General features: G+C 38.3%; 26 protein-coding genes. 11 read left to right on the top strand and 15 right to left on the bottom strand.

Annotated features, from left to right (window positions below; genetic code table 11):
* Positions 1-187: 187 nt before the first annotated feature.
* Both H7A25_23120 and H7A25_23115 read left to right on the top strand, forming a co-directional pair.
* Positions 188-712, top strand: coding sequence for an Ig-like domain-containing protein (locus H7A25_23120; GenBank protein ID MCP5502810.1), 525 nt, complete (start codon positions 188-190; stop codon positions 710-712).
* Entirely contained in the window at positions 663-2,594 is a 1,932-nt protein-coding gene (locus H7A25_23115; GenBank protein ID MCP5502809.1) for a DUF1566 domain-containing protein, read from the top strand. The genes H7A25_23120 and H7A25_23115 overlap by 50 nt, the downstream gene beginning before the upstream one ends.
* Positions 2,595-2,744: 150 nt before the next feature.
* On the opposite strand, the gene H7A25_23110 is transcribed toward H7A25_23115, so the two are convergent.
* Positions 2,745-3,218, bottom strand: a complete 474-nt coding sequence (locus H7A25_23110; protein ID MCP5502808.1) for a hypothetical protein — start codon at positions 3,216-3,218, stop codon at positions 2,745-2,747.
* A gap of 83 nt (positions 3,219-3,301) precedes the next feature.
* On the bottom strand, positions 3,302-3,970 hold the full coding sequence (locus tag H7A25_23105; GenBank protein ID MCP5502807.1) for a Uma2 family endonuclease: 669 nt from the start codon (positions 3,968-3,970) through the stop codon (positions 3,302-3,304).
* Positions 3,971-4,138: 168 nt separating this feature from the next.
* On the opposite strand from H7A25_23105, the gene H7A25_23100 reads away from it, so the two are divergent.
* The gene (locus H7A25_23100; protein ID MCP5502806.1) at positions 4,139-5,080 is read left to right on the top strand and encodes a PD-(D/E)XK nuclease family transposase; all 942 of its coding nucleotides are present in this window, start codon (positions 4,139-4,141) and stop codon (positions 5,078-5,080) included.
* A gap of 71 nt (positions 5,081-5,151) precedes the next feature.
* Here the strand turns inward: H7A25_23100 and H7A25_23095 are convergent, their stop codons facing one another.
* A complete protein-coding gene (locus H7A25_23095) occupies positions 5,152-5,628 on the bottom strand; it encodes a hypothetical protein (GenBank protein ID MCP5502805.1) in 477 nt (158 codons plus the stop codon).
* 83 nt (positions 5,629-5,711) lie between these two features.
* Positions 5,712-6,338 carry a Uma2 family endonuclease gene (locus tag H7A25_23090; GenBank protein MCP5502804.1) on the bottom strand — a complete coding sequence of 209 codons (627 nt, stop codon included), beginning with the start codon at positions 6,336-6,338 and terminating at the stop codon, positions 5,712-5,714.
* Positions 6,339-6,549: 211 nt separating this feature from the next.
* Between H7A25_23090 and H7A25_23085 the strand changes: the two genes are divergently transcribed.
* On the top strand, positions 6,550-7,467 hold the full coding sequence (locus tag H7A25_23085) for a PD-(D/E)XK nuclease family transposase (protein ID MCP5502803.1): 918 nt from the start codon (positions 6,550-6,552) through the stop codon (positions 7,465-7,467).
* A 25-nt stretch (positions 7,468-7,492) separates the two neighbouring features.
* Here H7A25_23085 and H7A25_23080 read toward each other — a convergent pair whose 3' ends face one another.
* The gene (locus H7A25_23080) at positions 7,493-8,248 is read right to left on the bottom strand and encodes a type II toxin-antitoxin system RelE/ParE family toxin (protein ID MCP5502802.1); all 756 of its coding nucleotides are present in this window, start codon (positions 8,246-8,248) and stop codon (positions 7,493-7,495) included.
* A gap of 346 nt (positions 8,249-8,594) precedes the next feature.
* On the opposite strand from H7A25_23080, the gene H7A25_23075 reads away from it, so the two are divergent.
* The 3 genes from H7A25_23075 to H7A25_23065 all read left to right on the top strand — a co-directional run bounded on the left by H7A25_23075 (position 8,595) and on the right by H7A25_23065 (position 12,137).
* On the top strand, positions 8,595-8,933 hold the full coding sequence (locus tag H7A25_23075; protein MCP5502801.1) for a UPF0175 family protein: 339 nt from the start codon (positions 8,595-8,597) through the stop codon (positions 8,931-8,933).
* Between the two features lie 3 nt (positions 8,934-8,936).
* Positions 8,937-9,422 carry a DUF3368 domain-containing protein gene (locus H7A25_23070; protein MCP5502800.1) on the top strand — a complete coding sequence of 162 codons (486 nt, stop codon included), beginning with the start codon at positions 8,937-8,939 and terminating at the stop codon, positions 9,420-9,422.
* A gap of 366 nt (positions 9,423-9,788) precedes the next feature.
* Positions 9,789-12,137: an Ig-like domain-containing protein gene (locus H7A25_23065; GenBank protein MCP5502799.1), complete on the top strand. Its 2,349-nt coding sequence runs from the start codon at positions 9,789-9,791 to the stop codon at positions 12,135-12,137.
* A 150-nt stretch (positions 12,138-12,287) separates the two neighbouring features.
* Here the strand turns inward: H7A25_23065 and H7A25_23060 are convergent, their stop codons facing one another.
* Together H7A25_23060 and H7A25_23055 are read right to left on the bottom strand one after the other, a co-directional pair.
* On the bottom strand, positions 12,288-12,761 hold the full coding sequence (locus H7A25_23060) for a hypothetical protein (protein ID MCP5502798.1): 474 nt from the start codon (positions 12,759-12,761) through the stop codon (positions 12,288-12,290).
* Between the two features lie 81 nt (positions 12,762-12,842).
* Positions 12,843-13,511 carry a Uma2 family endonuclease gene (locus tag H7A25_23055; protein MCP5502797.1) on the bottom strand — a complete coding sequence of 223 codons (669 nt, stop codon included), beginning with the start codon at positions 13,509-13,511 and terminating at the stop codon, positions 12,843-12,845.
* 168 nt (positions 13,512-13,679) lie between these two features.
* Between H7A25_23055 and H7A25_23050 the strand changes: the two genes are divergently transcribed.
* Positions 13,680-14,597, top strand: a complete 918-nt coding sequence (locus H7A25_23050) for a PD-(D/E)XK nuclease family transposase (GenBank protein ID MCP5502796.1) — start codon at positions 13,680-13,682, stop codon at positions 14,595-14,597.
* A 72-nt stretch (positions 14,598-14,669) separates the two neighbouring features.
* On the opposite strand, the gene H7A25_23045 is transcribed toward H7A25_23050, so the two are convergent.
* Positions 14,670-15,143 (bottom strand): hypothetical protein, encoded by a 474-nt coding sequence (locus tag H7A25_23045; GenBank protein ID MCP5502795.1) that lies wholly within the window; start codon positions 15,141-15,143, stop codon positions 14,670-14,672.
* A gap of 43 nt (positions 15,144-15,186) precedes the next feature.
* A complete protein-coding gene (locus H7A25_23040; GenBank protein MCP5502794.1) occupies positions 15,187-15,393 on the bottom strand; it encodes a Uma2 family endonuclease in 207 nt (68 codons plus the stop codon).
* A gap of 203 nt (positions 15,394-15,596) precedes the next feature.
* Between H7A25_23040 and H7A25_23035 the strand changes: the two genes are divergently transcribed.
* Positions 15,597-16,886 (top strand): aminopeptidase P N-terminal domain-containing protein, encoded by a 1,290-nt coding sequence (locus H7A25_23035; protein MCP5502793.1) that lies wholly within the window; start codon positions 15,597-15,599, stop codon positions 16,884-16,886.
* Here the strand turns inward: H7A25_23035 and H7A25_23030 are convergent.
* Both H7A25_23030 and H7A25_23025 read right to left on the bottom strand, forming a co-directional pair.
* Positions 16,883-17,665: an MCE family protein gene (locus tag H7A25_23030; protein ID MCP5502792.1), complete on the bottom strand. Its 783-nt coding sequence runs from the start codon at positions 17,663-17,665 to the stop codon at positions 16,883-16,885. The genes H7A25_23035 and H7A25_23030 overlap by 4 nt on opposite strands.
* Before the next feature lie 3 nt (positions 17,666-17,668).
* The gene (locus tag H7A25_23025; protein MCP5502791.1) at positions 17,669-19,771 is read right to left on the bottom strand and encodes a hypothetical protein; all 2,103 of its coding nucleotides are present in this window, start codon (positions 19,769-19,771) and stop codon (positions 17,669-17,671) included.
* 20 nt (positions 19,772-19,791) lie between these two features.
* Between H7A25_23025 and H7A25_23020 the strand changes: the two genes are divergently transcribed.
* Entirely contained in the window at positions 19,792-20,274 is a 483-nt protein-coding gene (locus H7A25_23020) for a hypothetical protein (GenBank protein MCP5502790.1), read from the top strand.
* Here H7A25_23020 and rlmB read toward each other — a convergent pair.
* Genes rlmB through H7A25_23000 form a run of 4 tightly spaced genes read right to left on the bottom strand, consistent with a single transcriptional unit; the run spans position 20,225 to position 24,796 of the window.
* Positions 20,225-21,001, bottom strand: coding sequence for a 23S rRNA (guanosine(2251)-2'-O)-methyltransferase RlmB (gene rlmB, locus H7A25_23015; GenBank protein MCP5502789.1), 777 nt, complete (start codon positions 20,999-21,001; stop codon positions 20,225-20,227). The genes H7A25_23020 and rlmB overlap by 50 nt on opposite strands.
* Positions 20,983-22,395, bottom strand: a complete 1,413-nt coding sequence (locus tag H7A25_23010) for a cysteine--tRNA ligase (protein ID MCP5502788.1) — start codon at positions 22,393-22,395, stop codon at positions 20,983-20,985. Before H7A25_23010 ends, rlmB begins: the two co-directional genes overlap by 19 nt.
* Positions 22,385-23,230 carry a bifunctional methylenetetrahydrofolate dehydrogenase/methenyltetrahydrofolate cyclohydrolase gene (locus H7A25_23005; protein MCP5502787.1) on the bottom strand — a complete coding sequence of 282 codons (846 nt, stop codon included), beginning with the start codon at positions 23,228-23,230 and terminating at the stop codon, positions 22,385-22,387. The genes H7A25_23010 and H7A25_23005 overlap by 11 nt, the downstream gene beginning before the upstream one ends.
* Positions 23,231-23,272: 42 nt before the next feature.
* Positions 23,273-24,796, bottom strand: a complete 1,524-nt coding sequence (locus H7A25_23000; protein ID MCP5502786.1) for an ATP-binding protein — start codon at positions 24,794-24,796, stop codon at positions 23,273-23,275.
* A gap of 93 nt (positions 24,797-24,889) precedes the next feature.
* Between H7A25_23000 and H7A25_22995 the strand changes: the two genes are divergently transcribed.
* On the top strand, positions 24,890-26,923 hold the full coding sequence (locus H7A25_22995) for a tetratricopeptide repeat protein (GenBank protein MCP5502785.1): 2,034 nt from the start codon (positions 24,890-24,892) through the stop codon (positions 26,921-26,923).
* Positions 26,924-26,985: the final 62 nt, after the last annotated feature.

The raw sequence follows: 26,985 nt of genomic DNA, 5'->3' as shown, positions 1-26,985 counted from the left end.
AAAGCAACTAAAAATATGTCAAGGACTCTTTTTATTATTCCGGGGAATAAAGATCTTATTATTAAAAAAATAAAAAAAACAAAAACAATTTGACTTTTAAATCTCCTAAATTTTCACTCGCTTAATCCGGGAGATGGAGAGAGTATGTATATGGTGAAATTTTCCATTTATCAGAAGGAATTTTAGCATGAAGAAATTAGCAGTAATAACCTTATTGTTGCTCACAATACTTGTGAGTTGTATCGAGAAAAAGAAGGACAACTCGAAAGAAACGGCACTTGCCCTTGGAGCGATTCAGGCATCCAATGATGCAGCAGCCAATGCAGGTCGTCCATTTGCTGTCACTTATACACCGAGAGACGGGGACACGAATGTCTCGCTAAATGTAGTGGGAACTGTTACATTCAGTGAACCTATGGATGTAAAAACGATTACCACGAATATAGATGACACAAAATGCAGTGGGAGTATTCAGGTATCGAGCGATGATTTCGCCACCTGTGTGAAAGCAGCCACTCAACCCCTGGCATCCAATGAGAACAAAACCTTTACCCTGACCCCGGCTACGAGCCTTGCAGCGAATACGAAATATAAGGCAAGGATTACCACCGATGCGAAAGACCTGGAAGGAAAACCTTTTTTAACTTCTAGAACCTCTGTAGATGGCTGGACAACGGGTAGCTCTCAAAGTGAGTGCAGTATACCCGGCTAACGGTGCTGTGGATGTATCTGCAAATACTTCGATTACAGTAACCTTCAGTGAAGCCATGGAACCGAGTAGTATCACTGCCAACACAACGGATACTTCCTGTGCCACGGGAACCTTTCTGGTATCTTCTGATGATTTTGCTACCTGCGTGCAAGCGAAGGGTTCGATAACGATAGGCAGTAATAACGTGGATTATGTTTTTCAACCGGCCAGTAACCTGACGGAAGGTGCCACTTACAAAGTAAAAATCAAGAGTACGGTGAAGGATGCCTCGAATGTAGCTATGGGAGCCGACTATGTGCAGGCTACCGGTTTTAAAATTGCTTCCTCAGGAACCACGACACCCACGACAGATACAACTCCACCCACCGTGTCATCCGTGTATCCGACGGACGGATCTACCGGAATAGGAATTGATGCTAATATTACAGCCACGTTTTCCGAGACACTTTTGAGTTCTTCTGTTACGGCTACAAGCTTTCTTTTAAAACAGGGAGCCAGCATTATTCCTGCTGCGGTAAGTTTAAATGGTACTTTGGCTACTTTGAACCCCGATAGCAATTTGACGGGAAATACGACCTATACAGTTATCCTGACAACAGCTATCAAGGATGCGGCGGGTAATGCTTTAGCAAGTAATTATACCTGGAGTTTTACTTCAGGAACGGCTATTTCTGGTGCAGTAGAGACACCAACATTTAGTCCGAATGCCGGACATTATAGTACAGCACAAAATATAACAATTTCAACAGCAACGACCGGAGCCAGTATCTATTACACGACAGATGAAACCACACCAACTGCGAGTTCAACATTATATACCACTCCGATTCATATTTGGAGCCTGGCAGGAAAAACAGTAAAAGCAATTGCTAAAAAGTCGGGAATGACAGATAGCGCAGTTGCTACATTAAGTGGAGTTTTTAGTTATCCGCCATTAAAAACGGGTCAAACAGTCAGTGGTGGAACAAACTCCGACGGTGCTTTACAAAATGGAGTAAGTAGAAGCTATACAGGCCCAACTCAGCATGGAACCTATACTTCTGATTATACCACCACCGATAATGCAACTGGATTGGTATGGAAAACTTGCACACAGGGTTTAAGTGGTGCATCTTGTGGAACCGGGACTGCCGTATCTAATTTAACGTGGGCAAATGCAACAAGTGATGCGACCAATGGATGTAGTGCTTTGAATTCAGCTAATGGCGGTAATGGCTATGCTGGAATTAAAACTTGGCGACTACCAACGGCATCGGAAGTTAATACTATCATCGATTTAGGAAAAACTCCCGCACCACAAATTGATATTAATTCATTTCCAGCTACTGTTTCAGGCAGTTATTGGAGTTCTACAACAAACGGCACAAATACGGGGCAGGCTGTAGTCTTCAGTTTTGCTAATAGCCAGGTGACTTTTAGTGGAAAAACAGGTACTAATTATGTGCGTTGTGTATCGGGATACTCTAAAGATGAATCTAAGAGTTTCTCTGACAAAGGCGATGGCACTATCGAAGACAAAGCAACAGGTTTGATTTGGCAAAAATGCGGAATTAATTTAAATGCTACAAACTGCTCCGGAACGCTATCAACAACTACATGGTCAGGTGCACTTACCTATTGCAATAGTACTTTAACTCTAGCGGGAAGGACTTGGAGAGTACCAAATCGCAATGAAATGCAATCTATTGTTGACTTTTCAAAAAGTTCTTCCCCATTTATTGATATTACTATGTTTCCTGTCAATGGATATGATTATTGGACTTCTAGTACTGACATGCTTAATACATCGCTTGGGTGGCAATGGACTATCTCTAATGGTAGCAGCTTTGCTTATTATAAGACTTCTACTGATCGAAATGTACGTTGTGTCTCCGGGCCGTAGTTCGATTTCGCTCACTACAAGTGATCCAAATATTGCTTAGGCAAAATTTGGAATTTAGAATTAAGAATGCAGAATTAAGAATGGTTCTGCATTCTTTAGTAGAGGTGATTTGATTATTCTTTTACATCTTTCACTCTATCTTTCTTTGCTTTAGGGTGAAATTTGTATTTTTCTTCCAATCTTTGCCTCCAAATTCTTTATAACATCAGCACCGGAAACACCAATCTCAGGATTTTTTGTAATTTCTTCGATTCGTTTTTTTAATTCACTTCTGTCACTTCTTGACAGAGATGATTTTCCATTTTTCTCGCAATAAGTCCGGAAATGTTTATTCTGAGTGGAGTTTTCAGAATATTTAATCTGTAAAAATCGAACAAGGTTTAAGATCCTTTTTTGTTCCTTTTCTTCGATTTCAGAAAAATAAACTTCTATCTGTTCGTAATCAAGGTTTGTATTTTCCTTTTCAGTATCAGAGAGATTCTCTGTTTGAAAATCATGGAGAAGGACGGTAAAGTTGGTATAAACGGCCTGGTAATAGGCAAGTTCTGAAGCATGATAAACTTCTCTTTGTGCAGGTAATGGAAGTTGTTGTAGTAGGCTTAAAAAACTTTGTTCTTCTTGCATAAATAAATCCATATTCTAAAATACATTCTGTATGTTTAGAGGGTCAATCTTTTTTTATTAGATGAATATCCTTTTAAAAATATTCAAAACACCTTTTCCACATTCAGCTGAAAACCTTCGATAGCTTTACTTACAATCATATCCCCTATCTTTGCTGTCTGTTGTTTCCACATGATACCGGCTTTGTTATGATAGACTTCTATCCACTCTTCTTCGGGGTGAACAATCCAGTATTCCTGTACAAGAAAGCGACCATATAAACCTAACTTGGTTTTCTTGTCATAATCGGCATTACCGGGAGAGAGGATTTCAATGATAAAGTCCGGTGCTCCCATTATTTTCTTTTCAATAACGCTGGCACGACGAATGGAGACAAAGAGAATATCCGGCTGAACTACATTTTTCTTATCCAGACATACATCGAGGGGTGAATAGCGAACCTCACCCAGTTTTTTAGTTTTTACATAATTACCAATTTCCAGAATTAGGTTCAATGAAACTCTCTGATGATCGTCACTCGGTGCTGCCATGTAAATTATCCTCCCTTCGATGAGTTGAAATGGTGCTCCTTCCGGCAGAAGTTCAAAATGGTGTTCATTGTATTCCTTATCCGGAGAAATGCAGGTAATTACAAAATCGCCCTTTTCGTCCTGAAAGAGAATTTGTCCTTCAATGATTTTAAAGTGCATGGCTCCGAGGTCTTCTGGCAAGGCCGGTTTTAGTAGTTCGTGGTATATCGTTTCGTCCATCATAAGCAGATGTTAAGATTGCAGTTTGTGAAAGTAAGAGTCAAGGATATTTTCCTGAAAGAACTAAATTTTTATACAGGTAGGTGAGTCTCCGTAGATTCGCTTTCGCCTATATTTTATTCTTGACAATCCGGATTTCCTGTATAGAGACTTGAATTTGAGGCAGTTCCTATGAAAAACAAAGACCTATTGATTCGATTTGATTGGGTAATCAAAACCATGCTAAGAGATAAGGCAAACTTCGATATAATCGAGGGTTTTCTTTCCGCCTTATTAAAAGAAGAAGTGACAGTCCTTGAAGTATTAGAAAGTGAGAGTAACCAGCAGAATGCCTCACAAAAATATAACAGGGTGGATGTACTTATCAGGGATAGTAAAGATAGAAAGGTCATCATAGAAGTGCAGAGCGACTCGGAATCTGACTTTTTGGAACGATTGCTTTTTGGAGTCTCGAAAACCATAGTCGACCATTTTCGCCTGGGAGATGCCTATTCGAATATTAGTAAAATCATATCCGTGAGTGTGCAATACTTTAATATAGGCAGGGGTACAGATTACATCTATTATGGCAGTACCGAAATTCGCGGGATGCATACAAATGAACTATTGGATGTACGGGAAAAAGTTGAGACCATGGTAGACGGTGAGCTAAGGATAAAATTTCAGAAAAAGAATATATTTCCAGAATACTATATAATTTCGGTAAACCGCTATCCTGACATAGTGAAAGAAGATATAGACGAATGGATCTATATGATGAAAAACAATATAGTCAAAACCGAGTTTCATTCTCGAAATATAGATAAAGCCAGAGAGAAATTAAAGATACTCAATATGAGTGAACAGGAAAGACTGGATTATGAAAAATACCTGATGAATTCTGCTATAGAGAAAGATGTTATTTCTACTGCAAGGATAGAAGGCAGAGCGGAAGGCAAAGCAGAAGGCAAAGCGGAAGGCAAAGCGGAAGGCAAAGCGGAAGGCAAAGCAGAAGAAAAACTGGAAACCACTATCAATTGTATAAAGGCCGGCTTATCTAATGAGACCATCCAAAAAGTTACAGGCCTTTCTTTAGATGAGATCCAAAAGGTAAGGGAAGGGTTGGTGGATTAAGAATGGTTCTGCATTCTTTGACAGAGATGATTTGATTATTCTTTTACATCTTTCACTCTATCTTTTCTGCCTTAGGGTGAAATTTGTATTTTTCTTCCAAGCATTACCTCTATTTCTTTTATAACATCAGCACCACCGGAAACACCAATCTCAGGATTCTTTGTAATTTCTTCGATTCGTTTTTTTAATTCACTCCTGTCACTTCTTGACAGAGATGATTTTCCATTTTTTTCGCAATAAGTCCGGAATTGTTTATCCTGAGTGGAGTTCTCAGAATATTTAATCTGCAAAAATCGAATAAGGTTTAAGATCCTTTTTTGTTCCTTTTCTTCGATTTCAGAAAAATAAACTTCTATCTGTTCGTAATCAAGGTTTGTATTTTCCTTTTCAGTATCAGAGAGATTCTCTGTTTGAAAATCATGGAGAAGGACGGTAAAGTTGGTATAAACGGCCTGGTAATAGGCAAGTTCTGAAGCATGATAAACTTCTCTTTGTGCAGGTAATGGAAGTTGTTGTAGTAGGCTTAAAAAACTTTGTTCTTCTTGCATAAATAAATCCATATTCTAAAATACATTCTGTATGTTTAGAGGGTCAATCTTTTTTTATTAGATGAATATCCTTTTAAAAATATTCAAAACACCTTTTCCACATTCAGCTGAAAACCTTCGATAGCTTTACTTACAATCATATCCCCTATCTTTGCTGTCTGTTGTTTCCACATGATACCGGCTTTGTTATGATAGACTTCTATCCACTCTTCTTCGGGGTGAACAATCCAGTATTCCTGTACAAGAAAGCGACCATATAAACCTAACTTGGTTTTTTTATCATAGTTGGCATTACCCGGAGAAAGGATTTCAATGATAAAGTCCGGTGCTCCCATAATTTTTCTCTCAATGATATTACTGCGACGGATAGAAACAAAAAGAATATCAGGTTGCACCACGTTCTTCTCATCCAGACGAACATCAAGAGGAGCAGTGACTACTTCACCAATAGGATTTTCCATAAGAAAATTTTTAATAAGGTAAGAAAGGTTCATGGAAACCTGTTGATGTCTAAAACTTGGTGAATACATAAAAATTATCCTTCCTTCAATAAGCTGATACGGTGCCATTTCCGGCAATAGCTCAAAATGATGCTCATTGTATTCCTTATCCGATGAAATGCAGGTAATGACAAAATCTCCTTTTTCATCTTGAAAGAGAACCTGTTCGTCAATAATCTTAAAGTGCATGGCTCCGAGGTCTTCTGGCAAGGCCGGTTTTTAGTAGTTCGTGGTATATCGTTTCGTCCATCATAAGCAGATGTTAAGATTGCAGTTTGTGAAAGTAAGAGTCAAGGATATTTTCCTGAAAGAACTAAATTTTTATACAGGTAGGTGAGTCTCCGTAGATTCGCTTTCGCCTATATTTTATTCTTGACAATCCGGATTTCCTGTATAGAGACTTGAATTTGAGGCAGTTCCTATGAAAAACAAAGACCTATTGATTCGATTTGATTGGGTAATCAAAACCATGCTAAGAGATAAGGCAAACTTCGATATAATCGAGGGTTTTCTTTCCGCCTTATTAAAAGAAGAAGTGACAGTCCTTGAAGTATTAGAAAGTGAGAGTAACCAGCAGAATGCCTCACAAAAATATAACAGGGTGGATGTACTTATCAGGGATAGTAAAGATAGAAAGGTCATCATAGAAGTGCAGAGCGACTCGGAATCTGACTTTTTGGAACGATTGCTTTTTGGAGTCTCGAAAACCATAGTCGACCATTTTCGCCTGGGAGATGCCTATTCGAATATTAGTAAAATCATATCCGTGAGTGTGCAATACTTTAATATAGGCAGGGGTACAGATTACATCTATTATGGCAGTACCGAAATTCGCGGGATGCATACAAATGAACTATTGGATGTACGGGAAAAAGTTGAGACCATGGTAGACGGTGAGCTAAGGATAAAATTTCAGAAAAAGAATATATTTCCAGAATACTATATAATTTCGGTAAACCGCTATCCTGACATAGTGAAAGAAGATATAGACGAATGGATCTATATGATGAAAAACAATATAGTCAAAACCGAGTTTCATTCTCGAAATATAGATAAAGCCAGAGAGAAATTAAAGATACTCAATATGAGTGAACAGGAAAGACTGGATTATGAAAAATACCTGATGAATTCTGCTATAGAGAAAGATGTCATTTCTACTGCAAGGATAGAAGGCAGAGCAGAAGGTAGAACAGAAGGTAAAGCGGAAGGCAAAGCAGAAGAAAAACTGGAAACCACTATCAATTGCATAAAGGCCGGCTTATCTAATGAGACCATCCAGAAAGTTACAGGCCTATCTTTAGATGAGATTCAAAAGATAAGGGAAGGGTTGGAGAATTAAAAATGGTTCTGCGTTTGTGATTTGATTATTCTTTTACATCTTTCACTCTATCTTTCCAGTCACCGGGTTTTCTGGCATGATGCCAGATGGCCAGTATCCATACAATAGGGTTTTGAAAGAAATAATAGATTTTATAGGGAAAGTTTTTCAAGGAAGCCCATCGAACCCCGTCATCATCGGCTGAGCGTGATTCCGGTTTATTACGAATATCAATTAGTTTTGAATTTACACTATCTGTAAATTCTTTTCCTGAATTAACTCTATTGTTTTCATGCCATTCAAAGGAATCATTAAATTCCTTTTCGGCTTTAGGGTGAAGTTTTAATTTTTTTCCAATCCTTGCCTCCAGATTTTCTAAAACCTTTTCCCAGGAAACACCAATCTCAGGATTCTTTGTAATTTCTTCGATTCGTTTTTTTAATTCACTCCTGTCACTTCTTGACAGAGATGATTTTCCATTTTTCTCGCAATAAGTCCGGAAATGTTTATTCTGAGTGGAGTTTTCAGAATATTTAATCTGTAAAAATCGAATAAGGTTTAAGATTCTTTTTTGTTCCTTTTCTTCTATTTCAGAAAAATAAACTTCTATCTGTTCGTAGTCAATACCTGTGCTTTCCTTCTCAGTATCAGAGAGATTCTCTGTCTGAAAATCATGGAGAAGGACAGTAAAGTTGGCATAAACGGCCTGGTAATAGGCAAGTTCTGAAGCATGATAAACTTCTCTTTGTGCAGGTAATGGAAGTTGTTGTAGTAGGCTTAAAAAACTTTGTTCTTCTTGCATAAAGGAATCCATGTTCTAAAATACCTTCTATATGTTTAGAGGGTCAATCTTTTTTTATTAGATGAATATCCGTTTTAAAAAGCAATTTCTTTTAAAAGCCCGAAGGTGGTACAGCCGAGCCATCTGACGCTTGACAGCCGGACACATAGCGGGACTATACTTAACTATACTCCGGATTTAGTGAAATACTCCTTAAAAACCTTTTGCTTCTTCTAAAATAGTAGCAAAGTCAATGTGTAATTCAGGTAATTCAAGAGCAATAGATGTCTGCATTGGACAAAGAAAATAGAAAATATCTTTACAATTTGTTACTGCTTTATTAAGTCTAATAGAAAGGATAAAACTTATGGAACCTAAAAGAATCCTATACTCGAACTTACCAGATTCAATAACAATCCCGGAAGAGTTTAGAAATATAAAAGCAGAAATTATCATTTGGCCCTTAGAGGAAGTAAGCAACAGCATTGAATTAGGAAATCAGGAAGGTGGGGAAGAGTTAAAAATTGAATTTGCTGTTTTTTTATATGATAAAAAGAAATATACCCTTGAGACCTGCTCAAAAATTGCCGGAATCGATATTTTATCCTTTCAGAAAGAACTTGGAAAAAGAAAAGTTCTAATGCATTACTCTGTGGAAGATTTTGAGGATGATGTAAAAACTCTTAAAGAGTTGAAAAGGATATAAAATTTGATAGTAGTCAGTGACACTTCTCCGATTAGTGGGCTTCTGATAATAGAAAAAGAAATATTACTGGAAGAACTATATCATCAAGTATTTATACCGGTAGCTGTAAAAAATGAATTACTCAAAATTAAAGAGCGTAGAAAGAGGCTTACAGCATTTCTAAATTCTAAAGCAATTATTATTAAAGATAATCCTAATTCAGCTTTTTATAAAAAATTAAGAAAAGAATTGGATGAAGGGGAGTCGCAAGCTATTGCTCTTGCTCAGGAACTAAAATCTGGTTTGATATTGATAGATGAAACGAAAGGGCGAATGGCAGCTAAAAATTCAGGACTAAATGTTATCGGGTTAATGGGTATATTGTTAGAAGCGAAAACTAAATCTCTTGTTACTACTATAAAGCCAGAGCTGGATATATTAATTAATAATAATTTCTGGGTTCATGAAAGTTTGTATGATAAAGTATTAATTTTAGCCGGTGAAAAGTAAAGATGTAAGAAACCAGAGATAAGCGGATGTAGGAAATAAGAGTCAAGTATAATTTCGGAAGATACTCCTTAAAAACCCCTTGCTTCTTATGAAATAGTAGCAAAGTCAATGTGTAATTCAGGTGATTCAAGAGCAATAGATGTCTGCATTGGACAAAGAAAATAGAGAATATCTAAAAATATGTCAAGGACTCTTTTAGTTATTCCGGGGAATAAAGATCTTATTATTAAAAAAATAAAAAAAAACAAAAATAATTTGACTTTTAAATCTCCTAAATTTTCACTCGCTTAATCCGGGAGATGGAGAGAGTATGTATATGGTGAAATTTTCCATTTTCCATTTTCCATTTATCAGAAGGATTTTAGCATGAAGAAACTAACAGTAATAACCTTATTGTTGCTCACAATACTTGTGAGTTGTAACAAGAAAAAGAAGGATGATTCGAAAGAAACGGCACTTGCCCTTGGAGCGATTCAGGCATCCAATGATGCAGCAGCCAATGCAGGTCGTCCATTTGCTGTCACTTATACACCGAGAGACGGGGACACGAATGTCTCGCTAAATGTAGTGGGAACGGTTACATTCAGTGAACCTATGGATGTAAAAACGATTACCACGAATATAGATGACACAAAATGCAGTGGGAGTATTCAGGTATCGAGCGATGATTTCGCCACCTGTGTGAAAGCAGCCACTCAACCCCTGGCTTCCAATGAGAACAAAACCTTTACCCTGACCCCGGCTACGAGCCTTGCAGCGAATACGAAATATAAGGCAAGGATTACCACCGATGCGAAAGACCTGGAAGGAAAACCTTTTTTAACTTCTAGAACCTCTGTAGATGGCTGGACAACGGGTGCGGTTGCGGATACAACAGCTCCCAAAGTGAGTGCAGTATACCCGGCTAACGGTGCTGTGGATGTATCTGCAAATACTTCGATTACAGTAACCTTCAGTGAAGCCATGGAACCGAGTAGTATCACTGCCAACACAACGGATACTTCCTGTGCCACGGGAACCTTTCTGGTATCTTCTGATGATTTTGCTACCTGCGTGCAAGCGAAGGGTTCGATAACGATAGGCAGTAATAACGTGGATTATGTTTTTCAACCGGCCAGTAACCTGACGGAAGGTGCCACTTACAAAGTAAAAATCAAGAGTACGGTGAAGGATGCCTCGAATGTAGCTATGGGAGCCGACTATGTGCAAAGCACCGGTTTTAAAATTGCTTCATCAGGAACCACGACACCCACGACAGATACAACTCCACCCACCGTGTCATCCGTGTATCCGACGGACGGATCTACCGGAATAGGAATTGATGCTAATATTACAGCCACGTTTTCCGAGACACTTTTGAGTTCTTCTGTTACGGCTACAAGTTTTGTTCTGAAACAGGGAGCCACCATTATTCCTGCTGCGGTAAGTTTAAATGGTACTGTGGCTACTTTGAACCCCGATAGCAATTTGACGGGAAATACGACCTATACAGTTATCCTGACAACAGCTATCAAGGATGCGGCGGGTAATGCTTTAGCAAGTAATTATACCTGGAGTTTTACTTCAGGAACGGCTATTTCTGGTGCAGTAGAGACACCAACATTTAGTCCGAATGCCGGACATTATAGTACAGCACAAAATATAACAATTTCAACAGCAACGACCGGAGCCAGTATTTATTACACGACAGATGGAACCACACCGACTGCGAGTTCAACATTATATACCACTCCGATTCATATTTGGAGCCTGGCAGGAAAAACCGTTAATGCAATTGCTAAAAAGTCGGGAATGACAGATAGTGCTGTAGCCAGCGGAGTTTTTAGCTATCTTCCTTTGAAAACGGGACAAACAACGAGTTATGCGGCTAATGATGACGGTGCTTCTCAAAATGGAGTAGCCAGAGGCTATTCAGACAATGGAAATGGAACTGTCACAGACACTGCCACAGGTCTGGTTTGGCAGAAATGTAGCCGAGGACAAAACAATGATGGGACTTGTTCAGGGACCGCGACAGCAGCTAATTGGACGGATGCTGGAAATTATTGTAGTGGACTCAGTTTAGCAAGTATTACTTGGAGACTTCCAACAAAACAGGATTTGGAAGCCCTGCAGGATCATGGAAAGGCAAGTCCAGCCATTGATACTAATTTTCCAGCTACAGTTGTTAGCAGTTATTGGAGTTCCACTACCAGGGCGGTTTATACAGCGCATGCGTGGCAAGTCGATTTCAGTGTTGGCTATAGCGACGTCGCCGATAAGACCAATAACGGTTATGTACGTTGTGTTTCCGGAGGACCGTCTAAAGAATATAGTAGCAACTTCAATGATAATGGTGATGGTACAGTTAAAGACAATGCGACAGGCCTTATCTGGCAGAAGTGTAGCCAGGGACAGGGTGCAACGAATTGTTCTGGAACGGCAACTAGTGCAACGTGGGCAAATGCAATCACGTATTGTAGCGGACTAAGTTTAGCGGGGAAAACATGGCGTTTGCCGAGTATAAATGAACAAAAATCTCTTGTGGATACGATTAAAACAAGTGGATTTCCTATTAATAATAATTTTCCAGCTACAGTTGATTACTATTATTGGACTTCTACTACCATCCCGTCTAATACAGCGCAAGTGTTTTCCGTCCGTTTCGATAGTGGCGGTTTCCAATACTGGGGTAAGGCCGCTAGCACCTCTGTTCGTTGTGTCTCCGGGCCGTAGTTCGATTTCGCTCACTACAAGTGATCCAAATATTGCTTAGGCAAAATTTGGAATTTAGAATTAAGAATGCAGAATTAAGAATGGTTCTGCATTCTTTAGTAGAGGTGATTTGATTATTCTTTTACATCTTTCACTCTATCTTTTTTTGCTTTAGGGTGAAATTTGTATTTTTCTTCCAATCTTTGCCTCCAGATTTTCTAAAACCTTTTCCCAGGAAACACCAATCTCAGGATTCTTTGTAATTTCTTCGATTCGTTTTTTTAATTCACTCCTGTCACTTCTTGACAGAGATGATTTTCCATTTTTCTCGCAATAAGTTCGGAAATGTTTATCCTGAGTGGAGTTTTCAGAATATTTAATCTGCAAAAATCGAATAAGGTTTAAGATTCTTTTTTGTTCCTTTTCTTCGATTTCAGAAAAATAAACTTCTATCTGTTCGTAATCAAGGTTTAGATTTTCCTTTTCTGTATCAGAGAGATTCTCTGTTTGAAAATCATGGAGAAGGACGGTAAAGTTGGCATAAACGGCCTGGTAATAGGCAAGTTCTGAAGCATGATAAACTTCTCTTTGTGCAGGTAATGGAAGTTGTTGTAGTAGGCTTAAAAAACTTTGTTCTTCTTGCATAAAGGAATCCATATTCTAAAATACATTCTGTATGTTTAGAGGGTCAATCTTTTTTTATTAGATGAATATCCGTTTTAAAAACTAAAACACCTTCCTCACCTCAAGCTGAAAACCTTCGATAGCCTTGCTTGTAATGGTATCACCAGCCCGGGCAGTTTGTTGTTTCCACATGATACCTGCTTTGTTATGATAGACTTCAATCCACTCTTCCTCAGGGTGGACAATCCAGTATTCCTGTACAAGAAAGCGACCATATAAACCTAATTTGGTTTTCTTGTCATAATCGGCATTACCGGGAGAGAGGATTTCAATGATAAAGTCCGGTGCTCCCATTATTTTCTTTTCAATAACGCTGGCACGACGAATGGAGACAAAGAGAATATCCGGCTGAACTACATTTTTCTTATCCAGACATACATCGAGGGGTGAATAGCGAACCTCACCCAGTTTTTTAGTTTTTACATAATTACCAATTTCCAGAATTAGGTTCAATGAAACTCTCTGATGATCGTCACTCGGTGCTGCCATGTAAATTATCCTCCCTTCGATGAGTTGAAATGGTGCTCCTTCCGGCAGAAGTTCAAAATGGTGTTCATTGTATTCCTTATCCGGAGAAATGCAGGTAATTACAAAATCGCCCTTTTCGTCCTGAAAGAGAATTTGTCCTTCAATGATTTTAAAGTGCATGGCTCCGAGGTCTTCTGGCAAGGCCGGTTTTAGTAGTTCGTGGTATATCGTTTCGTCCATCATAAGCAGATGTTAAGATTGCAGTTTGTGAAAGTAAGAGTCAAGGATATTTTCCTGAAAGAACTAAATTTTTATACAGGTAGGTGAGTCTCCGTAGATTCGCTTTCGCCTATATTTTATTCTTGACAATCCGGATTTCCTGTATAGAGACTTGAATTTGAGGCAGTTCCTATGAAAAACAAAGACCTATTGATTCGATTTGATTGGGTAATCAAAACCATGCTAAGAGATAAGGCAAACTTCGATATAATCGAGGGTTTTCTTTCCGCCTTATTAAAAGAAGAAGTGACAGTCCTTGAAGTATTAGAAAGTGAGAGTAACCAGCAGAATGCCTCACAAAAATATAACAGGGTGGATGTACTTATCAGGGATAGTAAAGATAGAAAGGTCATCATAGAAGTGCAGAGCGACTCGGAATCTGACTTTTTGGAACGATTGCTTTTTGGAGTCTCGAAAACCATAGTCGACCATTTTCGCCTGGGAGATGCCTATTCGAATATTAGTAAAATCATATCCGTGAGTGTGCAATACTTTAATATAGGCAGGGGTACAGATTACATCTATTATGGCAGTACCGAAATTCGCGGGATGCATACAAATGAACTATTGGATGTACGGGAAAAAGTTGAGACCATGGTAGACGGTGAGCTAAGGATAAAATTTCAGAAAAAGAATATATTTCCAGAATACTATATAATTTCGGTAAACCGCTATCCTGACATAGTGAAAGAAGATATAGACGAATGGATCTATATGATGAAAAACAATATAGTCAAAACCGAGTTTCATTCACGAAATATAGATAAAGCCAGAGAGAAATTAAAGATACTCAATATGAGTGAACAGGAAAGACTGGATTATGAAAAATACCTGATGAATTCAGCTATAGAAAAAGATGTTATTTCTACTGCAAGGATAGAAGGCAGAGCGGAAGGCAAAGCAGAAGGCAAAGCGGAAGGCAAAGCAGAAGAAAAACTGGAAACCACTATCAATTGTATAAAGGCCGGCTTATCTAATGAGACCATCCAAAAAGTTACAGGCCTTTCTTTAGATGAGATCCAAAAGGTAAGGGAAGGGTTGGTGGATTAAGAATGGTTCTGCATTCTTTAGTAGAGGTGATTTGATTATTCTTTTACATCTTTCACTCTATCTTTTTTTGCTTTAGGGTGAAATTTGTATTTTTCTTCCAATCCTTGCCTCCAGATTTTCTAAAACCTTTTCCCAGGAAACACCAATCTCAGGATTCTTTGTAATTTCTTCGATTCGTTTTTTTAATTCACTCCTGTCACTTCTTGACAGAGATGATTTTCCATTTTTCTCGCAATAAGTCCGGAAATGTTTATTCTGAGTGGAGTTTTCAGAATATTTAATCTGTAAAAATCGAACAAGATCTAAGATCCTTTTTTGTTCCTTTTCTTCGATTTCAGAAAAATAAACTTCTATCTGTTCGTAGTCAATACCTGTGCTTTCCTTTTCAGTATCAGAAAGATTCTCTGTCTGAAAATCATGGAGGAGGACAGTTAAATTGGCATAAACGGCCTGGTAATAGGCAAGTTCTGAGGCGTGATAAACTTCTCTTTGTGCAGGTAATGGAAGTTGTTGTAGTAGGCTTAAAAAACTTTGTTCTTCTTGCATAAATTAATCCATATTCTAAAATACATTCTATATGTTTATGTGGTCAATCTTTTTTTATTAGATGAATATCCGTTTTAAAAACTAAAACACCTTTGCTACTTATTGTATCACCGGAATGGGCGGTTTGCTGTTTCCACATTATGCCTGCTTTATTGTGATAGACTTCAATCCAGTCTTCCTCCGGGTGGACAATCCAGTATTCCTGTACAAGAAAGCGACCATACAAACCCCTCGTAGAGATGAATTGCAATGTATCTCTACGAGGGGTTGAGAGGATTTCGTGGTGTCCTGAGCTTGCAGAAGAGCCGTACCACGGGTGGATATGTCGCTACGTGTCGGCAAAATTCTCTTCCAGCATCTACTTTACGAATCTGGAAGTTAAATCGATCTGACTAAATAATTCCTAAAAACAATACTTTACAAAAAACAGAATCTGAGTTCATCATCAACTATATGCAAAAACAGGTTTTTCTTAATCGAATCAGGCAGGTTCAGGCAAAGCTTCAGGAAGGAGAATTACTTCTATTATATGGAGCGGGTGAGAAAATTCGGAACCGGGATGTTGAATATAAATTTCGGCAGGAATCTAATTTTTATTATTTGAGCGGTCATGATGAACCCGATGCGATTTTCGTGTTAAAGCGGGATTATTCAGCTATGTTTGTTTTACCCAGAGATAAATCACAAGAAATTTGGACCGGGACTCGGGTTGGTAAAAAGAAGATAAAGAAGGACTTAGAGCTCTCTGAAGCTTTTGAACTCAAGGACTGGAAAAAAAAGAGAGAGAGTTTATTAACTAATGTTCATACACTTTATTACTTTTTTGGGGAGTCTCAGGAAAGAGATCTGGAAGTATTAGAAACCTGTAAAGTATTAAATAGACGATTGCGGGATGGTAAAATTGCTCCTGAAAGGCTGGTAAGTCCGTATTTTCTTCATGAAATGAGGTTAAGAAAAAGTGAAGATGAACTTCAGTGTATCAGGGAAGCTGTTCGAGTCACGGCTGAAGGACATATACAGCTTTTTAAATATTCCAAAGAGGGAATGTATGAATATGAATTGGAGGCTATGCTGGAAAACTCTTATAAACGAAACGGAGCCTGGGGGGGAGGTTACGGTCATATTGTGGCATCCGGTGCCAACGCAACGATTTTACATTATACAAAAAATAATGCAAAGCTAAAAAAAGGACAACTTGTTTTAGTGGATAGCGGAGCAGAGAAAAACTATTATACAGCTGATGTGACGCGAGTATTCCCTGTGGATAAAGCATTTAGCACCGCACAGAGAGAACTTTATTCGTTAGTTTTAGAAGCACAAAAGAAAGCCATTCAGCTCTGTAAGGAAGGAACCAAATTTTTAGAGGTTCATGAGGAAACGAAGAAAAACTTAATACGGGGTATGAAAGACCTGAAACTTTTGAAAGGTTCTATGGATGAAATTATAGAAAAAAAATCTTATGAAAGATACTACATGCACAAAACCGGACACTGGTTAGGAATGGATGTTCACGATGTGGGGAAGTATTACATAGACGGAGAAAGTCGTGCTTTTGAAAATGGGATGATAACCACAATAGAGCCGGGAATCTATGTAGATATACAGGACAAAAAAGCTCCCAAAGAATTCAGGGGGATAGGAATTCGCATTGAGGATAATATTCTAATAAACGCAGATACCCCTACAAACCTAACAGAGAGCATTCCCAAAGAAATTTCAGAGATTGAAGATCTTCGTTCTTAGAAGGCAGAAAGGGCTGCCCGGATAAAGCTTGTTACCGGTGCCTGCTCTCTTGTATCTTCGAGTCCTTCCCTGAGTTCTCGAAGCACAATCTGGGCATCGCTCAAAGTAATATTCACATTTTTATGTATATCACCTTCGTTAATGAGTTTTCCCAGGGTGCCTTTTCCATTGTTAATTTTTCCTGTAATTTCTGCTATATTCGAAACGGTACTGCGTATGTCTTCTCTATTTTCGGCTATTAATTCGGAAAGACTGACCAGGGGATCTTCGGCTGTTCTTCCGTTTATTTTGGGACCTTTATACGGCAGAGGTTTGCCTTCCTTATCTTTTTCTCCTATAAGAATGGGTTCTTTTAGTTGGGCTTCTACTTTTTTACCCTGAGGTTTCTCAAAAGCCGTGCCGGGATCAATGGCAATCACACGACCCGAAAGAAGACTTTCGTTCTTTATTGTAATATCATAATTATCATATAATCGAATTGTGGATGTTAAGGCAATTTGTACTTCTACACGGCTTGTAATCGCTTTATCTATATCTTTTGTGATGTTTCCTTCTTTATCGATATTTACAAGACTGATGCGGGATATATAACCATAGGGTACCCCCTGTACGGTAACCTTATTACCTATTTTCAAACCTTCTGCATTGGGAAAATAAACTGTCATTACATTCAGCTTTTTTTGAAAAGGCCCTCCTTCCGTGATAATGGTGAAGTATCCAACCGTAGCCAGGGCTCCAAAGAAGAGAATACCAACGAGTAAAATTATTTTAGCTTTCACTATTTATTTGCCTCCATTAATCTTCACTTCTTCTTTTTTTTCTACGATCTGAAAAGCCAGTTTTTTAGCTGCTTTCATCCCTGAATGAGGCCAGTTTATAAAGAAACGCAATTCATAATCTCCGGGTTTTAAGGAATCGGTTGAGATTTCTAAAATCTCGGATTCATTTTGGGGTAAAAAACCATTTTGTTTTGAGAGTATACTAATGGGTTCTTCTCTGGGGTTTAAGCTATAGAGGTTGTTATAGGTTTTTTTAAGTCCACTAAATTTTAGTTGTAACTTTTCACCGGGTAAAAGGGTGTAGGCACTCAGGCTAAATTCTTCTTTGCCACCGGTAAAATCTTTTTCTGTATATGTTTTTTTATACTTAGCCTTTACTTCTGAAAATTCATTGATAAAATAACGTTTCTTTTTGGGATCGGAAATCTTGGTACTGAGTCTGGTTTTATCGGGAAATATCCATTCCTGTCTTCCATCTACATAATTTGTTATTTTATGACTTCCATATTCAAGACTTACCTTGTAGAGTTTATTGGTTTCTCTTGAGTAATGGTGGATAATAGAATACTTTCCATTTTCAATAGAGTAGTTTCCTGCATATAAAGAATAAAGATTGGCATTATTCTTACGGTCAAATTCCTCCTTAGACTGCTTTAGGTGAGAGGGTAAATCCAGTTGATAGGCATACAGGAAAAAGGGTATATTCTCTACTTCAAAAATGTTATCAGGAAAAATATAGTTCTGGGATAGTCTTTCAAATCCGGGCAGGGTTGTTTCTTCTTCCGGGAAGTAAAGGGTTTCTATTTGCTTATGCTTTTTGAAAAATGGGGTATATAAAGCAGGATTTTTTTGGTAGTGTCGTAAGCTTTTTCTGTAATACTCTTCTAATGGAAATCCTGTAATGCTATTAATGGCTTCTGAAACCGGCTTTCCTTTGCAGGATAGTTTATATAATTCTTGCAGACCTTTTTCTTCTTCCCGGTTCAAAAAATAAGCCATAAACATTTTACTGAATATAGCAAAGTTTAAAGAGAAAGGACTTTCCTTTTTGTTCAATTCTGGTATAGAGTGTTTATATAGACTATTATAAAACTTTTGATAAATAAGGGCTCTGTAACTTGTATTTTGTTCGGCTAAAAAATATTCACTAATAGCAGCACTGAAAAAAGGAGGAGGTTCGTAGGTACTGTATTCATCGATTCCTCTTCCGTTCTCATAACATCCGGCTTTTAAAGCCTGGAATGTCATTGCATGTATGAGTTTACGATAAATCACTTCTTCTAAGATTTTCTGATTTTGATAGCTAAAATCGTAGTCAGCCAGCATGTAGTCACTACAGCAAATAGCAATCAAACCTCTATCTGTATATAAATCCTCCGCTGCACTGTTTTTTCCGGTAAAGTTCACATAAGCTTCCCGGTTTTCAAAGAGTAAAATAGGAACACCTTTACTGTTTTGAATACCCAGTAGTTCTTCTAAAAATCTTCCGAGCTCTGCACTTAAATCTGAATTAGAAAACAGGTAAGCATATTTGGCAAAGCTCGGATTGAAATGAAGTTCGTAATTTCCTACTCCTATCTTTTCTTGTAGATAAGCACCTGCTTGTATAAGTCTTTTATAATCCTGCCTGTTTCCTGATTTCTTAAAATAGGTAATTTCTTCAAAAGCAATATTTTCTCTGAACTGAAATTTTAAGGCTGTATCATCCGGGAAAATCCAGAAAACCGATGTTTCATTGGGTTTGAGTTTATAAAAGTGAATTCGGTGACCCTGTATTTTTAAAACCTTCTCTTCTAATTTCTGGATAAGCTGAATCCCGACAGACGGTTCCCAGCGATAGGCCCCTTTTCCGAAGTCTGAAAAAAAGGTATCGGAAACGCAATCTTTCGGCTTATCTTTCGGATTAAATAGCAGGGGAGTAAACTGTGTTTCGAGGCCTTTTACATCCAGTTCCCTCGCTTTTTGATAATTTGAAGAAGCTGTAGAGGGAAGTTTCAGGTTTTTGTAGTAGGTTTCAAATCCTTTGGGAATACAGTGAACCAGATCAGAAGAAAGAACCGGAAGAGTAAAAAAGATTGCAGACAGAAGGATTAAGAATAATTTCATAGAAAATACCTTTCTTGGATATGAATAAAATTTCAAACAATAAAAAAGAGTTTTTTATCTATGTATATGTTTCGGCTTTCCTGCTCTGGTTAATCTTCGCTTTTATTTTTCTTTCTCCATTTATTGTGGCTTCTACACCGGTATTTTTAGAAGGTCAGACAAAGACATTTGATTATAGGAACTATCTAATACTTCCGGGTTCACTGGCACTTTTTCTGGTAATAGCGGGGCTTGCTTCTCGGTATATGCTTGGTTTTCAGCACAACCTGAAGAGAAAGGTGTTCTCTGTTCTGTTTTTTTGCTACTGGTTTATGGGTTTTTCCCTTTCTCTTTATTTTAATTTTTCAGAACCGGATAAACTCGGATTTCAGGAAAAAATAACAAATGCTTTTTTACTTTCCCTGGCCGGGGTAGCCCTGTATTCGCTGTTTTTTGTCCCCTTGCTTCTAATCATTACTTTTTTATTGGCTCGGAAATTGAGCGGTTTATTAGCCGATCCATAAGGATTCCCCCGGCGACCGAAGCATTTAAAGAGGAAATTTTACCATGCAGGGGGATTCTCAGCCGAAAATCTGAGTTTTCGAGGAGGAGACGTTTTACTCCCTCCTTTTCATTACCAATAATTAAGGCCAGTTCTTCTGCCGGTGGAAGTTTATCCATAGATTCTTCTCCCCGGTCGGTCGAAGCCACTATCCAGTATCCATTTTCTTTTAAAAAGTCGATGCCCTGTTTTAAGTTGGTAATCCTGAAAAACTTGAGATGAAAGGCTGCACCGGAGGAGATTCGTTCCACATCTTCTGTTACCTCGGAAGATTCTTTTTCCGGGAAAATTACCGTTTTAAAGCCGAGACACTCAGCTGAACGAAGAAGACTGCCGAAATTCCCGGCATCCTGAATCCTATCGAGGATTAAAACCGGGCCGCGGTTTATTTGAAAGTATTCTTTGAACTCATGGAAATCTCCCACCTGAATTCCGGAAGAGGCCTGTTTTTTTATACAGACCAGTCCCTGATGGTTCTTTCCCGGTAAAAGCTTATCGAGATAGCCTCCCGATACCTGCTTGACCCGGACGTTTTTCGGAAGGGAACTTTCCAGTTCTTTCAGAAGGTTTCCTTTGGAGCCTTTTTTGACCAGGATTTCCGCAAGAGGAGAATCTCCCGGAATTCCGCTGACTTTCTTTAAATACTCAAGGACATTCCTTCTACCGTAGATTAACTGCTTCTTTTCCATTTTAAACCCTCTTTGGTGTCTTCAAGGATTATACCTTTTTCTTTTAAGCTGTCCCGGATTTCATCGGCTAATTGAAAGTTTTTGGCTTTGCGGGCCTCTACTCGTTTTTGGATGAGGTCCTCGATTTCGGAATCTAAGAGTTCTGCTTTTTCTTTTTGAAAGGAAAGAAGGGCCAATAAATCATTGATTCGGCTGAAGTAGGCCTGAATATCCTTCGCCTCTTCCGGATTGATTTTATGTGCATCCAGATCTGCGTTTACCTGTCGGCAAAACTCAAAAATTTCACCCAGAGCTTTGGGAACATTCAAATCATCGGCAAGAGATTCTAAAAAAGATTGATAGCCGGCAAGGGCGTAACTTTCAGGATGAGAGCTTAATGCTTCTTCTAAGCCGGTTTTTTCTAGAATCCGGTTCAAAGTATTTTGAATCCTCTCTATGGATTTTTCTGCTTCTTCGATACGACTAAGGGAAAAGTTCAACTTCGTACGATAATGAAAAGATAGTAGTAAATAACGAATGGCCTTCGGACTGTAGCCTTTTGCTATCAGGTCTCTTAAGGTGTAGAAATTTCCCAATTTCTTAGACATTTTGGTATTATCTACGAGCAGGTGTTCGCAGTGCATCCAGAGGTTTACAAAACTTTCACCGGGATAGGCAGCTTCTGATTGTGCAATTTCGTTTTCGTGATGCGGGAAAAGGAGGTCAATTCCACCGGTATGTATATCAATTCCGGATTGATAAATCTGTCGTATCATGGCCGAGCATTCAAGGTGCCAGCCGGGTCGGCCTTTTCCGAAAGGAGTTTCCCAGCTTTTTTCTTTTTCGAGTTTGGGAGCTTTCCAGAGAACAAAATCTCGAACATCGTCTTTTTCGTATTCATCTGCATCGTAACGAGTCCCGGATTTGATTCCGGCTGTATCTACTTTACTCAGTTTTCCATACGAGGAAAAATTCTTGATGGAGTAGTACAGGCTTCCTTCTTTTTCGTAGGTATAGCCATTTTTTTGCAGGTTTGTAACGAGTTCCAGCATACCGGGAATGTGTTCGGTAGCTCTGGGATAATGCTCTACTTTATCAATCTGTAAAGTTTCGAGGTCTTCAAAAAAGGCCTGTACCCAGGGAGCTGTAAATTCTTCGATGCTTACGCCCTTATCAATAGAATGCTGGATAATTTTATCGTCGATATCGGTGATATTCATGGTATGGTTTATTCCGTAGCCGAGGAGTTTCAGAGAACGTCTGAGTGTATCTACAAAGATATAGGAACGGAAATTACCGATATGGTTGAAATTATAAACCGTAGGTCCGCAGGAATAGATTTTTACATTCTTCGGGTCATCGGGTTGAAATACTTCTTTTTCTTTGGTTTGGGAATTGAAAAACTTAACTTCCATACTTTTTCTTCTGGGAAATCAGGGTTTGCTTGAGAAGAACGGCAATGGTCATGGGCCCTACGCCACCCGGAACCGGAGTATAAAAGGAAGACTTATCTTTGGCTTTCGAGATTTCAATGTCTCCTACGTTACCGGGATTGTAGCCGGCATCCATGAGGACAGCTCCTTCTTTTATCCACTCAGCTTTAATGAACTCCGGCTTTCCGACAGCTCCAACGATAATATCTGCCTGTTTTACAATTTCAGGGAGGTTCTGGGTGCGGGAATGGCAGATGGTTACGGTTGCATTGGCGTTTAAAAGCATCATAGCCATAGGCTTTCCGAGGATGGGAGAGCGACCGACAACCACAGCCCGTTTGCCTTCTATGCTGATCTTATATTCCTGCATAAGAAGCATGATTCCGTAGGGAGTGCAGGGATAAAAGGCATCCATGCCCATAGAAAGCTGACCGAAGGAAGCGGAGGTAACACCATCTACGTCTTTTCCTGTAAGGATTCTGTCAAAGGCCTCTCTTTCTTCGATCTGAGGAGGGCAGGGGTGTTGAAGCAGGATGCCACTGATTTCCGGATCGGCGTTCAATTTATCAATTTCAGCTAAGAGAGTCTCTGTACTGATGGATTTGTCAAGTTTTACCAGTCTTGATTTCATCCCGGTGGCTTCACAGGCTTTAATCTTCATGTTTACATAGGTATGAGAAGCAGGGTCATCACCGACTAAAATGGTCGCAAGACAGGGCTCCGGAATACCTTTTTGTTTCAGGGCTATAATTTCATTTTTAATTTCATCTTTAATTTTCTGAGAAAGAGCTTTTCCATCGAGTAAAACGGGTTCCATAAGAGCAGTTTTTTAATTTTGGATTCACCGTCAATTTTTAATTCAAAAATCACGCTCCTCGTCGTATCGGATGAGAAAGGTGATAATTTCAACTCCATCGATGGACTCACTAGCTTCCTGAATCAAATCGGACTGAATGCTTTCTCTAATAAAAACAATATAAAAGCCGCGATTAAGTCCGGCATGTTTACAGTAGTAGGCCAGTTGTTTTTTGCCTTTCTTGAAGTAAGAAGGGCTGTAGTATTTCTTGACTTCGAGGAAATATTCCTGTCCTTTTACATTGATAATCATATCTGTATTACCGAGGGAGACATAGCCTTCCCTGTAAATTTTCCCTTCGATTTCCCGAATAAAGATACTGATAAAGGTTTCGAAGCTGTAAATCATGGCAGCTTCCGGTATAGACCTGTATTGTCCGTTTTCATCTTTTTCTCGAAAAGCCCGAAAGCTTCTGAGTTTGATATGCTGCCTGTAAGCATCGATAAGTGCCTGAAAATTAATGCGGTTATCAGGACTTAAGTAGGCAGAAAGAAACATTTCTTCGGCAATGCGTTTTCCTTCGCCGTTGGTATAAGGATAGAGAGCCTTGAAAAGTCTTTTCTTATAAAGGGGAACCCAGAATTTGATTTTGTTCTCTTCATCGTAGTTGATAAGGCCGTTGACATAGAGGGTTTGTATAGCGGGATGATCGATATCAAAGAGAATCTCTTCTTCGGAGAAGAGAAGCCTTTCGAGGAAAGGTCTGTGTTGTTTGGCAATTTTAATGATATTACTGATGTTTTTATCGATTTTCTTATTTAAATACCATTCTTCAACTTTAAGGAAATTCTCATATTCTAAAATACTTTTATACGGCAGGTCTTCTACCAGTTTTCGAGCAAAGCCATTGACGAGACCGGGCTGGTTGGCGGTGATTTCACTGATTTTCATTTTTACTTTTTCAGAGAAAAGTTGTCCTGTTTCAGCTTCGTGTTGTTCGAGTAGTTCTTTCGTTTCTTCATTGCTAAAGTAGGGAACATCGAGTTCATCGGCAATATTAAAAGGACTGGCATTGTCCTGAATGATGCCGGTGATATTGGTAACTCCAACCAGTATGACAGATTTAAGGGAATGGTTTTCACGGGAATGATAAAGGTTTCGAATGGAATGAAGGAAATCATTGAGATAGTCCGTATTAATGCCTTCTACCTCATCGATAATCAAAACAAGTTTTTTATCGCTTATGGTCATTAGTTGCTGGAAAATTTCAGAAAGTTCTGTTTTTATAATATCAATTTTCCAGGCCTGATTGATATTATAGATAAATGTGCTCAGAAAGGATTTCAAAGAGGCATTTTTATAATTTTCAAAATTGATATGACAGACCTTATAGCCATCTTTTTCTAACTCTCTGGCAAGGAGTCGGAAATAGGTGCTTTTCCCGGTCTGTCTCGGTGCCCAGATAGTAAAGTAACGGTTCTTACTCACCATGTCCTGACCTTTAGAAACCAGCTCCGGTCTGAAAAGAGTATAGTGCTCTGCCGGATTATTTGGCCCGGAAGTATTGAAATAGCGTTTTGCAGTCATGGTAAGTAAGAACAGAATAGCAAAAATAGCTTCCTTTGTAAATTAGTTTTCTAAAAAGAGAGTTTTAAAAAGATTTAAGGGGAAATAATATGCTTGTGTATCCTTATAATTCATTCTTCCATGGAAAATACTGTGTATCGACTGTTTATAACTATTATTTTTGCAGGCATTTTTATGTATTCATCCGAGCCGGTTTTTTCTGAAGAGGTTAAGACAAAGACCTGTACATATAAAACTTCTTCAGATAAAACGATAGAAGTAGAGCCTACTTTCCTTTACAGTCTGGCACTTTATTCGAGGGGTGATGATCTTGATACCGGTAGCTCTCAGCAAATTATCCAGGCTCGATATAAAGAGTCTATCTCTTATTTTAAAGCCTATATCGCCTGTGTGGGTAAGCCCGGGCCTTATGTGTTAATGGAATATTCTAGGAGTTTGTTCGTTGAAGGAAGTAAAGAAAGTTTAGCACTTGCCGCTGAAAATTTAGAAACCGTATTGCAAACCCTGCCATCTTACAGGGAAGCGTATATCTTAAAAAGTCGACTTTTTATTCGAGAAAATAGAATTATAGAAGCAAAAGAGTTTTTAGAAAAAAGTATTATACTATTTCCGGGAGATACTGAAATCATATTTCTTCTCGCCAACATCAGTCGGGAACTGGATAATATTCCTAAGGCAAGATTATACTTTAACTCCTTATTATATTCCATACAGAATCGAGATGGAAATATGCGTTACATGCCTTATGTTTTAAAAAGTCTCGGAGATATTTATACGGCTTCAGGTGATATACATAAGGCTCTTGAAAGTTATAAACATTTTTTACAGTATAAACCGGATGATTGGAGGACAACCCTTCTTATTGCAAGGCATTTAAGTTTATTAGAAGAATATAAGGAAGCCAAAAAGTATCTTCGCAGGGTTTTAGAGCTTGAACCCGGACAATCCAATGCAATGGAAATTCTGGCTGAAATAGCCTTAACGGAAGGTAAAGCTGAATTTATTCATATTCTGAAAGGTTTACAGGAGAAGAAAATATTAGAAAAAAATTATTTATTATTACTCTTATATAAGATATTTATTGAAAAACAGGCAAAGTCAGAAAAAGAGTTTTTCGAAATAGCAGATAGGATAAAGGATCACCTCTTGATTCATCTGGTTTTAAATGAACTCTATCTCGAAAAGGGAGAAAATAAGAAATTATATGAAAATATAAAACAGGCAGCTTACCTCTGTCGATCCATGAGAAGACCTGCTCTTGCCATTCGTTTAATGAGAAAACTTTTAAAAAATCCTCAAACCAAAACCTTTGCCGGAGAGGAGATGTACCTCCTTTATAGCTTTATAGGTAGCTGTTATATGGAGTTAAAGGATTATCCTCGAAGTATTCGCTACTTAAAAAAATCGATCGAGGTCAATAAGAATCAAGACATTGATTATAAATTAAATATACAACTTGTCTATACACTTCGATTGAATGGAAAAGAAAGTGTTCTGGAGTCTATCAAGTTGGCCGAAGCCCTTTTAAGAAAAAGAGAAAGTAAAGATCCAGATATATACTTCATACAGGGTTTGAACTATCTGGCAGTCAAAGAATATAATGAAAGTCTTGTATACTTTAATAAAGCGATTGAACTTTCTCCTTCCAATCCTTCTTATTATTTTTATAGAGCAAATACGAAAGATGAACTCGGTAAAAAAGAGGAAGCTGAATTAGACCTAAAGAAATCACTTGAAGTTGACTCTTCTTACGCAGCTTCTCTAAATTATCTTGGGTATATATATGTTGAAAAAAAGATGCATTTAGAGGAAGCAAGTAAATTACTCCATTCTGCTACGGATTTGGAACCGAATAATAGTGCCTACAGGGATAGTTTGGCCTGGTTACTTTTCAGAATGGGAAAGGTAAAGGAAGCTTCCTATCATATTCAACTTGCAGTAATCTTAATGAAAGAAGAGGGGGGGGAAGACCCGGTTTTATACGAACATTTGGGAGATATACAGGAAGCCATGAAAGAGCATTCGAATGCGAAAGAAAGCTGGGAAAGGGCTTTTCAACTTCAAAAGTCCAAAACGGAAAAGAAAAAACTCCAAAAAAAGATAGAAAATATATCTATAAAGGAATAGTTTTTCCGTTCTTTTTCTCCTTGACATTCCGGATTTCCTGTTTAAAGACTAGTTTTTGAGGC

Source organism: Leptospiraceae bacterium, assembly GCA_024233835.1.
Classification (GTDB): Bacteria; Spirochaetota; Leptospiria; order Leptospirales; family Leptospiraceae; genus JACKPC01.
This window is presented reverse-complemented; position numbering and strand designations above follow the sequence as displayed.

Coding starts and splice junctions, on each gene's coding strand:
- H7A25_23120 (MCP5502810.1), top strand. CDS start 188: ATGAAGAAATTAGCAGTAATAACCTTATTGTTGCTCACAATACTTGTG.
- H7A25_23115 (MCP5502809.1), top strand. CDS start 663: ATGGCTGGACAACGGGTAGCTCTCAAAGTGAGTGCAGTATACCCGGCT.
- H7A25_23110 (MCP5502808.1), bottom strand. CDS start 3,218: ATGCAAGAAGAACAAAGTTTTTTAAGCCTACTACAACAACTTCCATTA.
- H7A25_23105 (MCP5502807.1), bottom strand. CDS start 3,970: ATGATGGACGAAACGATATACCACGAACTACTAAAACCGGCCTTGCCA.
- H7A25_23100 (MCP5502806.1), top strand. CDS start 4,139: ATGAAAAACAAAGACCTATTGATTCGATTTGATTGGGTAATCAAAACC.
- H7A25_23095 (MCP5502805.1), bottom strand. CDS start 5,628: ATGCAAGAAGAACAAAGTTTTTTAAGCCTACTACAACAACTTCCATTA.
- H7A25_23085 (MCP5502803.1), top strand. CDS start 6,550: ATGAAAAACAAAGACCTATTGATTCGATTTGATTGGGTAATCAAAACC.
- H7A25_23080 (MCP5502802.1), bottom strand. CDS start 8,248: ATGCAAGAAGAACAAAGTTTTTTAAGCCTACTACAACAACTTCCATTA.
- H7A25_23075 (MCP5502801.1), top strand. CDS start 8,595: ATGGAACCTAAAAGAATCCTATACTCGAACTTACCAGATTCAATAACA.
- H7A25_23065 (MCP5502799.1), top strand. CDS start 9,789: ATGAAGAAACTAACAGTAATAACCTTATTGTTGCTCACAATACTTGTG.
- H7A25_23060 (MCP5502798.1), bottom strand. CDS start 12,761: ATGCAAGAAGAACAAAGTTTTTTAAGCCTACTACAACAACTTCCATTA.
- H7A25_23055 (MCP5502797.1), bottom strand. CDS start 13,511: ATGATGGACGAAACGATATACCACGAACTACTAAAACCGGCCTTGCCA.
- H7A25_23050 (MCP5502796.1), top strand. CDS start 13,680: ATGAAAAACAAAGACCTATTGATTCGATTTGATTGGGTAATCAAAACC.
- H7A25_23045 (MCP5502795.1), bottom strand. CDS start 15,143: ATGCAAGAAGAACAAAGTTTTTTAAGCCTACTACAACAACTTCCATTA.
- H7A25_23035 (MCP5502793.1), top strand. CDS start 15,597: ATGCAAAAACAGGTTTTTCTTAATCGAATCAGGCAGGTTCAGGCAAAG.
- H7A25_23025 (MCP5502791.1), bottom strand. CDS start 19,771: ATGAAATTATTCTTAATCCTTCTGTCTGCAATCTTTTTTACTCTTCCG.
- H7A25_23020 (MCP5502790.1), top strand. CDS start 19,792: ATGAATAAAATTTCAAACAATAAAAAAGAGTTTTTTATCTATGTATAT.
- rlmB (MCP5502789.1), bottom strand. CDS start 21,001: ATGGAAAAGAAGCAGTTAATCTACGGTAGAAGGAATGTCCTTGAGTAT.
- H7A25_23010 (MCP5502788.1), bottom strand. CDS start 22,395: ATGGAAGTTAAGTTTTTCAATTCCCAAACCAAAGAAAAAGAAGTATTT.
- H7A25_23005 (MCP5502787.1), bottom strand. CDS start 23,230: ATGGAACCCGTTTTACTCGATGGAAAAGCTCTTTCTCAGAAAATTAAA.
- H7A25_23000 (MCP5502786.1), bottom strand. CDS start 24,796: ATGACTGCAAAACGCTATTTCAATACTTCCGGGCCAAATAATCCGGCA.